The organism is Paenibacillus sp. VTT E-133280, assembly GCF_002264385.1.
GTDB classification, from domain to species: Bacteria; Bacillota; Bacilli; order Paenibacillales; family Paenibacillaceae; genus Paenibacillus_AQ; species Paenibacillus_AQ nitricinens.
On sequence record NZ_NFUX01000069.1, the window covers coordinates 1 to 12,088 of the forward strand.

The following is a 12,088-nucleotide window of genomic DNA, read 5'->3' on the forward strand; positions in this document are numbered from 1 at the left end:
GCATAATCTTTAAGTTTTACGAAGCTTCGCGTCCACTCCACTATTTTAATATTGCGCCAGTCGAAGCATTTCTGCCTTCACTTTTTCCTTGCTAAGCATGAAGAACTTCTCCATTGGTGGGCTGATTGGCATCGCCGGAACATCGGGACCACAAAGACGGAAGATCGGCGCGTCTAGTTCAAATAGACAATGCTCAGCGATAATTGCCGCCACTTCGCCACCAATACCGCCCGTTTTATTGTCCTCGTGCACAATAAGAACCTTCCCTGTCTCACGAGCAGCAGCTATGATCGCCTCACGATCAAGAGGCTGCAAGGTCCGCAGATCCAGAATATGCGCTGTAATGCCTTCTTCGCGCTCCAATTCTTCTGCTGCTTGCATCGCAAAATGCAATGGCAAACTATAACCAATAACCGTAATATCTGTTCCCTTACGCAGCAGATTAGCTTCGCCAATTGGAACGATGTAATCACCTTCTGGCACTTCTTCCTTGATCAGCTTATAGCACTTTTTGTTCTCGAAGAATAAAACCGGGTCAGGATCACGTACGGCTGCCTTCAATAGTCCCTTTGCATCGTAAGCAGAGTAAGGTGCGACAATCTTCAAGCCTGGTGTACCGAAGAAAATCGATTCCGGACACTGAGAATGGTACAGACCGCCGAATACACCGCCGCCGATAGGCGCACGAATGACAACCGGGCAATTCCAATCGTTATTTGAACGATAGCGGATTTTGGCCGCTTCGCTAATGATTTGATTCGTTGCTGGAAGCATGAAGTCAGAGTACTGCATTTCAGCAATCGGCTTCATACCATACATAGCTGCACCAATCGCCACACCAGCAATAGCTGATTCCGCTAACGGTGTATCCAGTACACGCTCTTCTCCGAACTGTTCTTGCAGACCTTTTGTTGTGGTAAATACGCCACCCTTGAGACCCACGTCCTCGCCAAGCACAAACACGGATTCATCGCGTTCCATTTCTTCCTTCATTGCGAGCCGAATGGCATCGATATATTCCATTATAGCCATGGTTCATGCTCCTCCTTTCAGGTCGGAATCACTGTAAACATGCAGCAGTGTATCTTCCGGTTTCGGGAACGGAGCGTTGTCAGCATATTCGATAGCTGCTTTAAGCTCAAGATTGCATTCAGCAATAAGATCTTGTTCTTGCTCGTCACTCCAAAGTCCCAGACCGATCAGGTAATTACGGAATCCTGCTACACCGTCCTTCTTCCAATTCTCATCAACCTCTTCTTTGGTCCGATAAGCCAAATCATTATCCGAGGTGGAGTGTGGAGATAAACGGTACATCATGGCTTCGATTAACGTAGGACCTTCACCCGCAAGTGCTCTTTCCCGAGCTTCCTTAACGACACGATATACTTCCAGTGGATCATTGCCGTCTACACGCACCCCTGGAAACCCATAACCCAGAGCACGGTCGCTGACCTTACCTCCAAGCTGTTTATGAGCAGGAATAGAGATCGCGTACTGATTATTCTGACACATGATAATAACCGGTAGCTTATTCACTCCGGCAAAGTTACAAGCTTCATGAAAATCGCCTTGGTTGCTAGAGCCTTCCCCGAAGGTTACAAATGAGACGAATTTTTTCTTTTGCATTTTGGCTGCCAAAGCAAAACCAACCGCATGAGGGACCTGCGTGGTTACAGGACTTGAGCCTGTCACAATACGCAGACGCTTACTACCAAAGTGACCTGGCATTTGCCGCCCACCACTGTTTGGATCTTCTGCCTTTGCGAACACAGACAACATCAATTCACGAGTAGTCATACCCACGGAGAGTACGAAAGCATAATCACGGTAATAAGGTAAAAAATAATCATTCTGCCGGTCCAGCGCAAATGCTGCTGCTACCTGACCCGCCTCCTGGCCAATGCCGGAGACATGAAAGTTAATCTTGCCAGCGCGCTGAAGCAGCAGACTGCGCTCGTCGTATTTACGTGCGAGCAGCATATATCTGTACATATCGATGACCTGGCCGTCACTTAGTCCAAGCTGCTTATGTCTGTTAATCGTTTCTACAGTATCTTGGGATTCCATAAAGAGATACCTCCTTATTCATAAAGCCTGAGTCTTACAGGATTTAAGACCAATTGTATCCTGATCTTAAAACCTGGTACTAAGACTTGGCTTGAGTTTATTATAATCCCTTTCTACCCAAAAAGAAAAGCTAAATCCCGATAGATCTTCCATCTACAGCTAACATTGCTTCTCCAATGATCTCCGAAAGTGTAGGGTGAGCATGAATAGCCTCGCCAACCTCCCAAGGTGTTGCATCCAGCAGTTGAGCCAATGCAGCTTCCCCGATGAGATCCGTAACATGCGGACCTATCATCTGCACACCGAGAATATCTCCGCTGCTTCGGTCCGCCACAACTTTAACAAACCCGTCCTTCTGACCGTACACAATCGCCTTGCCAATGGCCGAGAAGGGGAATTTACCAGTTACTACATCATGTCCCAAGGCTTTAGCTTCCTTCTCAGTGTGACCCACACTCGCAACTTCAGGACGTGTGTAGACACAACGCGGTACAAGATGTGTCTGATAAGGGTGAAGCTTCTCACCAGCGAGATGGTTGACCGCCATAATGCCTTCATGGCTGGCGGCATGAGCTAGTTGTAATCCACCGATACAGTCACCAATCGCATAAATATGCGGCTCAGCCGTCTGCATACTAGCATTTACAGCAATAATTCCTTTATCAAAGCGAATATCTGTATTTTCCAGACCAATATTCTCTATATTCGCTACCCTCCCTACGGATACAAGCAGCTTTTCTGCGGATAGACTTTGGGTTTGCTCTCCCTTACGGGCATCGATCGAAATTCCATCGTCCGTTACCTTGCAGGTTGCAGCATCCACTGTAGTTTCAGTCAGTACTTTAACACCACGTTTTTTAAGTAGACGCTGCAGTTCTTTAGCTACTTCTTCATCCTCTTGAGGTAGTAACTGACTAGCAGCTTCAACTACCGTAACCTGAACTCCGAAATCAACCAGCATAGAGGCCCATTCCACCCCAATGACTCCGCCTCCAACAATAATGATGGAAGAAGGTAACTCGTCGAGCGTGAGTGCTTCATCACTGCTAAGAATAACTTTCCCGTCTGGTTCCAGACCAGGTAATACACGCGGACGAGATCCTGTAGCAATAATAAGATGGTTCGAGAGCACTGTTTCCATTTCACCGTCTTCTAGTTCCACAGCAACAGCACCACTACGCGGGGAAAAAATAGAGGGACCCGTCACGCGCCCCTTGCCTTTAATGACTTGTATTTTATTTTTGCGCATCAAATATTGTACGCCCTGATGAAGTTGTTCAACTACCGCTTCCTTGCGCTTTTGTACTTTTGGGAATACGAGCTGTACACCGCTTGTCTCAATGCCATAGCTCTCACTCTCGATGATTTCAGCATATACTTCTGCGCTTCTGAGCAGCGATTTGCTAGGAATGCAACCACGGTGCAGGCAGGTTCCTCCCATTTTGTCCATTTCGATGACGACGACGGACTTTCCAAGCTGTGCAGCGCGAATGGCTGCCACATATCCCCCGGTTCCTCCGCCAAGTATGGCCACGTCACATGAAATTGTCATGATATGTATCCTCCAGTCATTACACGTAAGTTCATTTTACATTGTATATTGTACTCTCTTTTTAGCGTATTACAAAACTTATAAACATCATATCCAAATGGACTTTTTCTTACTAAAGCGTTATCATATGGTTGAATCCATTGGGCTAAGAGGGGTAGGAGACACTTATGAAACTATTAATTTCACGCTTCATTGCCATCCTTATTCTTGTGTTTCCCGGTTTAATCGCAATGAAGGGCTTCTTAATGATGAAGGACGATATTTTTGATTATATCTCTATGCACGGCGATGATTCCGTTGTTCCAGATTTCGCTTGGCTGCATTTCGGCGGAGGGTTTCTGCTCTTTGCAGCAGGCATGACTTTCCTTGGCGGCTGGATTCTAGCAAGAGACCGCAAACGTAATTATGTTGGCCCTCGTTTCAAAGAGAAACAAAAAGCGAAACAAGCTGCAGCGCAAGAAACGATCTCATAAGCAGCATAATCATCCCCTCATAGTACAATCGAAATCTATTGCACATTCTGCAATTAACTATCCGACAACTCACTTCAAATGCATAACGAATATCCACACATTACATAAAGGCGGGAGTTTTCATGGACGCGACCTGCGCTTCCTTGAAAACTCCCGCCTTTTTATGCACAGCTTAAAGCCTAGCCTTATCAAGTACTTCTCTACGTCCGCCTTGCACCAACTCACTGTACAAGCCACCTTGCTTCAACAACTCCTCATGGGAGCCCTGCTGCAGCAATCTGCCCCCTTGAAGAACAAGAATTCGATCAGCTGCCCGGATGGTGCCCAGTCTATGGGCAATAACGAAGCTGGTCCGTCCCTTCATTAGCGCCTGAAGTCCTTCCTGAATCTTGATTTCGGTCACCGTATCGATACTGCTAGTGGCTTCATCAAGAACAAGCATCGAAGGATTGGCAAGAATGGCTCTTGCAATGGACAGCAATTGCTTCTGTCCTTGGCTTATGCCGCTACCATCTGCAGAGAGCATTCGATCATAACCTTCCGGCATTCGGATAATAAAAGAATGAGCGTTAGCCAGCTTGGCCGCCGCCTCGACCTCTTCATCGGAAGCATCCAGTCTACCGTAACGAATATTATCGCGGATGCTGCCCTTGAATAAAAAGGAGTCCTGCAACACAAACGCCATATGGCTCCTCAGGCTTTCACGCCGAATCGAAGTGACATCTAAGCCATCCAGCGTAATTTTGCCCTGATTAGGATCATAGAAACGAGATAACAGCCCGATAAGTGTTGTTTTGCCGGCACCGGTAGGTCCTACTAAGGCGATCATCTCACCAGGCTTCGCTTCAAAGCTAATATCATGCAGCGTATTAGAACTTCCGTCATATGAAAAAGATACCTTTTCGAACTTCACTGCACCCTCAACTTTAACCAGCGAAGTGGCTGCACCTTCATCTTTAGCTTCCGTCTCTTCGTCCAGCACTTCAAACACTCTTTCCGCTCCCGCAACCGCTGACAGTAGTGTATTCCACTGATTCGCTAAGTCATTAAGAGGGCGAGTAAATTGACGCGTATATTCTACAAACACAATAATCACACCGACCGTAATCGCTCCGCGAATCGCTAACAAACCACCGACTCCAGCCACAATAGCGAAGCTCAAATTATTAAGTCCATTCATCAGCTTAGGAATGAAGCCAGAAATCGACTGTGCCCAGTATCCAGAGAGCATAATCCGCTCATTGCGTTCATGAAAACCAGCGATGACCCGTTCCTCTTGTGAAAAAGCCTTGATAATCCGTTGACCGGATAACGTCTCTTCTATATAACCGTTTAACTCACCCACATTGCGCTGACGTTCTTTAAAAAGCGGACCCGTACGCCGAGTAATCCAGCGCATGCCTAATAACATCAACGGCACAACCAGGAACGTGAGCAGCGTCAGTAGAGGACTGAGCCAGAGCATTACCCCCACCGTTCCGAGCAATGTCAAAACACTGGAAAAGATCTGAATAGCTGAGCTATTCAGCGTAGAGCTGACGTTCTCAATATCGTTGGTGAGGCGACTCATAATTTCGCCCTGCTGTCTCCGATTAAAAAATGAGATGGGCAACCGATGAAGATGGGAAAACAACTCCGTGCGCATCCGAAATACGGTCTCCTGGGCAATTTCAATCATCCATATATTTTGCAGCCAAGAAGTTAATGAATAGAAGATATAAACACTAGCTAGGCTGGTCAGAAAAATCGTCCACGATCGTCCGCCTGCACCTTCCAGATAATCATCCACGGCTTTACCAATCATATAAGGCCCGAGCAGTGCTAAAGCCGAGCTGAAGACTACCATTAACAGAACGAGAAAAAGCTTAGCTTTACGCTCGGCAAGGTAGCTCCAAATCCGTATGAGCGTGCCGCCCCAATCCTTTGCCTTTGCTTTTGGCTTCCCTCCAGCAGCTGAACCAAGGCTTCTTCCTGCTCCAAGCTCAATGACGGGTTTTGGGTGACGAAAGGGTTCAAGAATTGCTTTGAACATGCTGCTTCGCCTCCTCTACCTGTGATTCATAAATCTTGCGGTACAGCGCCGAGCTTGTCATAAGCTCGTCATGTGTTCCTTTACCGATTAAGCGTCCTTCGTCCAACAGCAGAATCAAATCTGCAGATGCAGTAGAACTGATCTTCTGAGTAATCAGGAAGGTTGTACATGAAATCTCTTTCAATGCCTCCAGCAAAAGTCCTTCTGTCACAGCATCAAGCGCACTCGTACTGTCATCGAGGATCAAAATAGCAGGTTTCCTCACAAGCGCCCGGGCGATGGTCAAGCGTTGCTTTTGCCCACCAGACAGATTTACCCCCCGCTGACCAAGCATGGTGTCATAACCTTTAGGCAGATCCATCACTGTTGCGTGAATTTGTGCGGCAGCTGCTGCGTGTTCGATTTGTTCCTGTGTGGCATATTCATTGCCCCAAGCGATATTATCGCGAATCGATCCGCTGAAGAGCTGCAGTTCTTGAGGAACGTAACCGATTGATCGCCGCAATCTTGAAATATCGATGTCGGTGCTCTTTTGCCCATCAATGCGAATGATACCGTCTGTCTCTTCATATAAACGCGGGATTAGACCGACAAGAGAAGACTTTCCTGATCCGGTGGCTCCCATAATCGCTACCCGCTCACCAGCAGCAACTTCAAAAGTAATATCCTCTAGCACCGAAATATCACTCTCCGGATACTTGAAGCTGACGCCTTCAAATTGGACGTGACCTTGTATCGGTTCGCCCTTTGCGGCTCCGCCTTCCTTAACTCCAGCGCCTGCTGACATCACTTCTGTAATACGCTGGGAGGAGGCACGTGCCCGGGAAATTGTAACGACAAGTCCAGATATAGCTGACAACGCTCCTATGGTTCGTAAAGAGTAGTTAATAACTGCAACAGTTTCTCCTAAAGTAGCATCCCCATTTGCAATCTCAATCCGTCCAAACCATAAGATCGACATAATCGCTGCATTCACAATAAGCATAACAAATGGCATCGTTGTCTCTGTCAAACGTAGCGCAGATACCGTGGATTTCATCAAATTCCCGCTAAAGACCGTGAAACGTCCAATCTCATGTCCCATGCGCACGAACACACGAATTAAGCGGATTCCCGTTAAATTCTCCTGAATTACACCATTCACACCGTCAAGCCGATTTTGTACGTTGCGAAATAACAAAGAAGCTTTTCTCATGATGAAGTAAAGGAAGAGAAGCAACAAAGGTAGAGCTACAGTGAGAAATAATCCCAGCTTCACATGAACAACCAATGCCATAATCACACTGCCCACCACAACCAGTGGCACCCGTGTCATAAAGCGGAGGCTCATAAATATAGTGTCCTGCAGCTGCGATACATCGCCGGTAAGACGAGTGATCAGCGAAGAAGTAGCAAACCGGTTGAATACTTCATATGTAAAGGATTGTACCTTTTCATATAACTTGTCCCTAAGATCAAACGCAAAGCTCTGACTCGCATGGGCAGCAAAAAAAGAACTTAATACCCCAGCTATAAACGCGACTACCGCGCTGCCGATCAATACACCGCCCCAGAGCCATACTACAGAGGAATTCTGTTCTTTAATACCCTGGTCAATAATTTTGGAAATGAGTAAAGGCTGTGACAATTCCACCGCTAGTTCAATAAGCATCATCACTAGGGCAGCTATTGCAGCGACTTTATATTTTTTGAGAAAAGAGAAAATCAAACCCATTCGCATACCCTCTTTTTCTATTCGTACAGTGCATCCCTTAAACGAGTCGACATTGTGGAGGCCTGCCCAGTTTTCATTATTGCCCGCCGCAGCGCTTTATTGCTTCGATTCAATTCCACCAAATCTGCCATCATCTCTTCCAGCAAAGCCTCAGCCTCGATAGAAAGATATCCATTCTGCTGAATCAGAGCTAACCGTTCCTTGTATTCGTCTATTTTTTCAGTCACACATATTACTTCCTTTCCAATCAAATGATTCCTTTTATCATACCACATTCAATTCTATCGCAATGTTTTCACTGGATACAGCTGACACGAATATGATACTCTAATAAGGTCGCATTTTTAAAATTAGATTATTGGCTTATACGAAAGGATAGATGGAAGTGGCACAATTGTTTTTCAAATACGGAGCAATGAACAGCGGTAAATCTATTGAGATACTCAAGGTTGCGCATAATTATGAAGAGCAAGGGAAGTCGGTGCTCATTTTCACTCCATCCATAGACGATCGGGACGAAGTTGGTTTTATCTCCTCCCGTATTGGGCTGCGGAAACAGGCCATACCCGTCGACGAGAATACTGATATTTATAATATCGTCAGCAGTAACAAGCCCAAACCCCACTGTGTACTCATTGATGAATGTCAATTTCTAAGCAAGGACTGCATTCTTCAGCTAGTACGAATTGTGGATGAACTAGGTATTCCCGTTATGGCGTTTGGACTTAAAAATGATTTCCAGAACCAGCTATTTGAAGGCAGCAAATACATGCTGATTTACGCTGATAAAATCGAGGAAATGAAGACCATTTGCTGGTTCTGCGAGCGCAAAGCAACGATGGCTCTAAGAGTAGAAAATGGTAAGCCTGTATATAGCGGCAAGCAAATCCAGATTGGCGGCAATGAAGCCTACTATCCAGTGTGCCGTAAATGTCACAAGAATCCTCCACTATAAACTATCCCCACATATATACCTTTAGCTAAAAAAGCATTCCGAAGCCGTGATGGCCTCAGGAATGCTTTTTTTAAATAAAACTCGATTAAACCAGGTATCTTTCTTTAAGAATATTCAAATGATGATGATCATGCCCAATCATTACGCACGCCACTGCTCTCGCGGAAATGGTTGCATTGTTAACCGTTCCCTCGCGAATCCATGCATCTTCCGGCAAAATGTCCAAAAGAGCTTGCGTTGACGCTCGGACAAGCTTGTAATGAGCCAGGAGTTTTTCTAGCGTGTGCGCTTCAAAATTTGCGGTAGGCACATAGTCCTTTTCATCAAAGCCCGCCAGCGGGGTCTTATCTCCTCTTGCAACGCGCAATAAACGATAAGACATAATTCTTCCAGTATCCGCCAGATGGCCAACCATTTGCTTAATACTCCATTTATCAGGAGCGTAACGATGCTCTCCTTGTTCTTCCGTAAGATTCGAAATAAAAGTGCAAATCTCATCCGTCTGCTCTTTAAAAATAGTAATGATGTCTCCTTCAGCTGGCACTAAATCTACATATTTTGATAATTCTTCAAGATACTCACTGCTTTCTGGACGTCGTTCCATGTCTAAACCCCTCTCATTTTGATTTTTTTTGAAAAAATAGGAGGAAAATTATGCTGTAGTTGTTGTATTTTAGTTCATTATATACGATACTTGCATTAATAGGGTTAGTTACACTATAAGTCATCGGGAGTGTCGGCATGATAGATTTTATTCTGTTTATAATATTTTCAGGACTAGAGACCTATGCAATGTTCTTTCTGGCTTTCAAAATCTTTAAAATAGACATTTATCATAAAGAGATGGTGTTTGCCAGTTTTATTATGGGCTTTTTTTCTTATTCAATTAGAATCAACTATGAGTTATTTCAATTAGATATTCTCACACAATATGCGCTAATGCTTTGTTTTATGTGGCTGTTATTTCGGATTCATCCCTTCTACGCTTCTATATTAACCGGGATGGTCTATCAAACATACTTTGTGATTCAACCCAGTCTTATGTATCTATTAGACTCTGTAATTAACACGCCTCTAAATACTTCGAACCCGATTACAATAAACATTATTACAATGCAGATCTTATCAGCATTAACCGCGATTCTCATTGGTATGTATGTGGGTTATAAACGTATTGGATTTGACTTTGTACCTGATAAACCCGATGTAAAAATTAAACCAACGACTAGCGAAAAAATACTATTCGCTCTTAATCTTCCTACACTAATTGTCATTACTTCAATTAGCTACTTTCTTGAATCCTTTTTCTTTTTCTTGATCCCAATTTTCTATGGAATAATATTATGGGGATATCTTTATTTCTCCTATAAAAAGGATAGAAATAATTATGAATCAATTAACTCTTAAAATTGTTGAGGTCATTAAGAAAAGCAATCCCGAGCAAACACATTCCATTGAAATCATGCATTATGCCCTTAGCATTATTTTGAATACTTTATTAATCATTATAACCTCGTTATGCATTGGCGGGCTCACAGGACAGCTAAAGGAAACATTCTTAGCCTTATTTAGCTTCATTCTCCTAAGGATGTCTTCTGGTGGTGTGCATCTAAAAACCGCAAGGGCCTGCAATATTGTATCTATCTTTATCTGTTCACTGATCCCTCATATCACTTATCTAATACATAACCATTTCATTTGGATTAATCTTTTTTCTTTGCTTGTAATGATTCTATGTGCTCCAAATCCTGATGCTAATGCGCAGATTCCTAAAGAATGGTATTTGGGTTTAAAGATCATTTCCATAATTCTGGTTTCTTTGAATTTTTGGATCCATTCGTCTGTCATTGGATTGGCATTTTTAGTTCAATCCTTTACAGTTATAATTCCATTACAAAGGAGGCCAATCAAATGAAGAAAAATTTAGCTCGTTATGCTTCTAACATACTAGCTACTTCTGCTGTTGTTTTTGCAACAATTCTAAAACCAGCACTTTACAGTCCTGAAGTTCCAAAAGAACTGCGCAAGTAATCAAACAAGGATGGGGAAAAGATGCGTGTCTTACAGAAAGACGGTTCCTCTAGCGATATTCTAGAGGAAGATATATTGTATTTCTCGAATTATAAGAATACAATATTCGTCCATACGAAAGAAGGCGAATTTATTCTCCCCACCACGCTTTCCGATCTTTCCGTAGCGTATGAGGGTAAGGGATTCGAACGCCTTGACCGCAGCAACGTCGTTAATATCAACAACATAGAAGGCTATGATCCCGGACGCAAGATTGTATGCTTTAATCAAGGTAAGCAGTTCACTACCGTTTCGGAATCCAATGAACCTCGCCTAAAGAAGTACTTATCTACTCATAAGAAAGACTCTGAGTAAAACAATCCCGACATGTATAGCACATGTCGGGATTGTTTTTGTTTATTAAAATTCAAAGTAAACCAAACTATTTTCACACAAAATAGCCATTATGCCATAATTCCCCTAAGATGTAAAGACAAATTCGTAGGATGAATGACAGGAGACGGATTGTATTCCAAATGATACCATATATATAAATGTGTAATAAAAACAAATATATGATGGAGGAACCAAATGAACTACTATTTTCATCCCTCACCACGCCCCTCATCTCTTGAATCGATATCTGATGAAGAATTACTTAACATCTATAAATTAGCGCTTGAGGCACAAGCTTTACCAGATTTCATAGCGATTGTTAGAGAGATTTTAGACAGTAGAGATCTCATACAAACTGAAAAATCATAACATCCCCATAAACAAATTAATTCACAAATTATTACATAATAATATAACTTCCCCTGGCTTCACTGCGAGTGTTCTCTAGATTGTCTTCATGTTAACATCATCAACATAAAGAAGGTAGAGCCTCCTGAAGGCCCTACCTTCTTTATGTGCAGTAAGGACTACTCCCTGAAATAGAGTAATCTTCTACTCCGTAATTTCCGTTTTAAATACATTTTCCAATTTTCCGCCAAGTCTTTTCTTCAAAGGAACTTTAATATCTCTACCCAGCTCTTTGAAAAAAGTTTCTACATCGCATTTCACATTTTGTGCAGTCGCAATTACAGCGCCATCACCAACAATATTTTGATTCTCATCAAGAGGAACATCAACTTCGATATCATACTTTTTGGATAATGTCTTGATGTATCGTGCGAAGATCTCCAGCAATTCCTCGTTATTAAAATTCTCTATAGCGACTTTTCCCTTGCTGGTAAACTTCATGTTAATTTTCATTATTAATATCCCCTTTTCTGTCAAACCA

General features: G+C 43.4%; 15 protein-coding genes. 7 read left to right on the forward strand and 8 right to left on the reverse strand.

The window, feature by feature from the left end:
* Positions 1-45 precede the first annotated feature (45 nt).
* From CA600_RS24480 to lpdA, 3 genes are all read right to left on the reverse strand, one after another.
* Positions 46-1,032, reverse strand: a complete 987-nt coding sequence (locus CA600_RS24480; protein ID WP_042129758.1) for an alpha-ketoacid dehydrogenase subunit beta — start codon at positions 1,030-1,032, stop codon at positions 46-48.
* A 3-nt stretch (positions 1,033-1,035) separates the two neighbouring features.
* Complete coding sequence (locus tag CA600_RS24485) at positions 1,036-2,067, reverse strand: thiamine pyrophosphate-dependent dehydrogenase E1 component subunit alpha (protein WP_042190387.1); 1,032 nt, start codon at positions 2,065-2,067, stop codon at positions 1,036-1,038.
* Positions 2,068-2,197: 130 nt separating this feature from the next.
* On the reverse strand, positions 2,198-3,619 hold the full coding sequence (lpdA, locus tag CA600_RS24490) for a dihydrolipoyl dehydrogenase (RefSeq protein ID WP_094873605.1): 1,422 nt from the start codon (positions 3,617-3,619) through the stop codon (positions 2,198-2,200).
* Positions 3,620-3,786: 167 nt separating this feature from the next.
* On the opposite strand from lpdA, the gene CA600_RS24495 reads away from it, so the two are divergent.
* A complete protein-coding gene (locus CA600_RS24495; protein ID WP_042190393.1) occupies positions 3,787-4,092 on the forward strand; it encodes a DUF2627 domain-containing protein in 306 nt (101 codons plus the stop codon).
* A 172-nt stretch (positions 4,093-4,264) separates the two neighbouring features.
* On the opposite strand, the gene CA600_RS24500 is transcribed toward CA600_RS24495, so the two are convergent.
* The 3 genes from CA600_RS24500 to CA600_RS24510 are packed head-to-tail and all read right to left on the reverse strand — an operon-like array spanning position 4,265 to position 8,065.
* The gene (locus CA600_RS24500) at positions 4,265-6,124 is read right to left on the reverse strand and encodes an ABC transporter ATP-binding protein (protein WP_094873607.1); all 1,860 of its coding nucleotides are present in this window, start codon (positions 6,122-6,124) and stop codon (positions 4,265-4,267) included.
* Complete coding sequence (locus CA600_RS24505; protein WP_094873609.1) at positions 6,105-7,838, reverse strand: ABC transporter ATP-binding protein; 1,734 nt, start codon at positions 7,836-7,838, stop codon at positions 6,105-6,107. Before CA600_RS24505 ends, CA600_RS24500 begins: the two co-directional genes overlap by 20 nt.
* 17 nt (positions 7,839-7,855) lie before the next feature.
* A complete protein-coding gene (locus tag CA600_RS24510; RefSeq protein ID WP_094873611.1) occupies positions 7,856-8,065 on the reverse strand; it encodes a hypothetical protein in 210 nt (69 codons plus the stop codon).
* Positions 8,066-8,223: 158 nt separating this feature from the next.
* Here CA600_RS24510 and CA600_RS24515 point away from each other — a divergent pair, with 158 nt between their 5' ends.
* Positions 8,224-8,793 (forward strand): thymidine kinase, encoded by a 570-nt coding sequence (locus CA600_RS24515; RefSeq protein ID WP_094873613.1) that lies wholly within the window; start codon positions 8,224-8,226, stop codon positions 8,791-8,793.
* Positions 8,794-8,878: 85 nt separating this feature from the next.
* On the opposite strand, the gene CA600_RS24520 is transcribed toward CA600_RS24515, so the two are convergent.
* Positions 8,879-9,397: a DinB family protein gene (locus tag CA600_RS24520; RefSeq protein WP_094873614.1), complete on the reverse strand. Its 519-nt coding sequence runs from the start codon at positions 9,395-9,397 to the stop codon at positions 8,879-8,881.
* A 137-nt stretch (positions 9,398-9,534) separates the two neighbouring features.
* Here CA600_RS24520 and CA600_RS24525 point away from each other — a divergent pair, with 137 nt between their 5' ends.
* From CA600_RS24525 to CA600_RS24540, 5 genes are all read left to right on the forward strand, one after another.
* Positions 9,535-10,200 (forward strand): hypothetical protein, encoded by a 666-nt coding sequence (locus CA600_RS24525; RefSeq protein WP_094873616.1) that lies wholly within the window; start codon positions 9,535-9,537, stop codon positions 10,198-10,200.
* A complete protein-coding gene (locus CA600_RS24530; protein ID WP_094873618.1) occupies positions 10,181-10,708 on the forward strand; it encodes an accessory gene regulator ArgB-like protein in 528 nt (175 codons plus the stop codon). The genes CA600_RS24525 and CA600_RS24530 overlap by 20 nt, the downstream gene beginning before the upstream one ends.
* On the forward strand, positions 10,705-10,824 hold the full coding sequence (locus CA600_RS31000; protein ID WP_143759448.1) for a cyclic lactone autoinducer peptide: 120 nt from the start codon (positions 10,705-10,707) through the stop codon (positions 10,822-10,824). Before CA600_RS24530 ends, CA600_RS31000 begins: the two co-directional genes overlap by 4 nt.
* Before the next feature lie 21 nt (positions 10,825-10,845).
* Entirely contained in the window at positions 10,846-11,178 is a 333-nt protein-coding gene (locus CA600_RS24535; RefSeq protein ID WP_094873620.1) for a LytTR family DNA-binding domain-containing protein, read from the forward strand.
* Positions 11,179-11,394: 216 nt separating this feature from the next.
* Positions 11,395-11,568 carry a sporulation histidine kinase inhibitor Sda gene (locus CA600_RS24540; protein ID WP_094873622.1) on the forward strand — a complete coding sequence of 58 codons (174 nt, stop codon included), beginning with the start codon at positions 11,395-11,397 and terminating at the stop codon, positions 11,566-11,568.
* Positions 11,569-11,751: 183 nt separating this feature from the next.
* Here CA600_RS24540 and CA600_RS24545 read toward each other — a convergent pair whose 3' ends face one another.
* On the reverse strand, positions 11,752-12,060 hold the full coding sequence (locus CA600_RS24545; RefSeq protein ID WP_060622608.1) for a hypothetical protein: 309 nt from the start codon (positions 12,058-12,060) through the stop codon (positions 11,752-11,754).
* Positions 12,061-12,088: the final 28 nt, after the last annotated feature.

What these genes read in the sequence shown, in the direction of transcription:
- CA600_RS24480 (WP_042129758.1), bottom strand. Translation starts at nt 1,032, where the DNA reads ATGGCTATAATGGAATATATCGATGCCATTCGGCTCGCAATGAAGGAA.
- CA600_RS24485 (WP_042190387.1), bottom strand. Translation starts at nt 2,067, where the DNA reads ATGGAATCCCAAGATACTGTAGAAACGATTAACAGACATAAGCAGCTT.
- lpdA (WP_094873605.1), bottom strand. Translation starts at nt 3,619, where the DNA reads ATGACAATTTCATGTGACGTGGCCATACTTGGCGGAGGAACCGGGGGA.
- CA600_RS24495 (WP_042190393.1), top strand. Translation starts at nt 3,787, where the DNA reads ATGAAACTATTAATTTCACGCTTCATTGCCATCCTTATTCTTGTGTTT.
- CA600_RS24500 (WP_094873607.1), bottom strand. Translation starts at nt 6,124, where the DNA reads ATGTTCAAAGCAATTCTTGAACCCTTTCGTCACCCAAAACCCGTCATT.
- CA600_RS24505 (WP_094873609.1), bottom strand. Translation starts at nt 7,838, where the DNA reads ATGGGTTTGATTTTCTCTTTTCTCAAAAAATATAAAGTCGCTGCAATA.
- CA600_RS24520 (WP_094873614.1), bottom strand. Translation starts at nt 9,397, where the DNA reads ATGGAACGACGTCCAGAAAGCAGTGAGTATCTTGAAGAATTATCAAAA.
- CA600_RS24525 (WP_094873616.1), top strand. Translation starts at nt 9,535, where the DNA reads ATGATAGATTTTATTCTGTTTATAATATTTTCAGGACTAGAGACCTAT.
- CA600_RS24530 (WP_094873618.1), top strand. Translation starts at nt 10,181, where the DNA reads ATGAATCAATTAACTCTTAAAATTGTTGAGGTCATTAAGAAAAGCAAT.
- CA600_RS31000 (WP_143759448.1), top strand. Translation starts at nt 10,705, where the DNA reads ATGAAGAAAAATTTAGCTCGTTATGCTTCTAACATACTAGCTACTTCT.
- CA600_RS24535 (WP_094873620.1), top strand. Translation starts at nt 10,846, where the DNA reads ATGCGTGTCTTACAGAAAGACGGTTCCTCTAGCGATATTCTAGAGGAA.
- CA600_RS24540 (WP_094873622.1), top strand. Translation starts at nt 11,395, where the DNA reads ATGAACTACTATTTTCATCCCTCACCACGCCCCTCATCTCTTGAATCG.
- CA600_RS24545 (WP_060622608.1), bottom strand. Translation starts at nt 12,060, where the DNA reads ATGAAAATTAACATGAAGTTTACCAGCAAGGGAAAAGTCGCTATAGAG.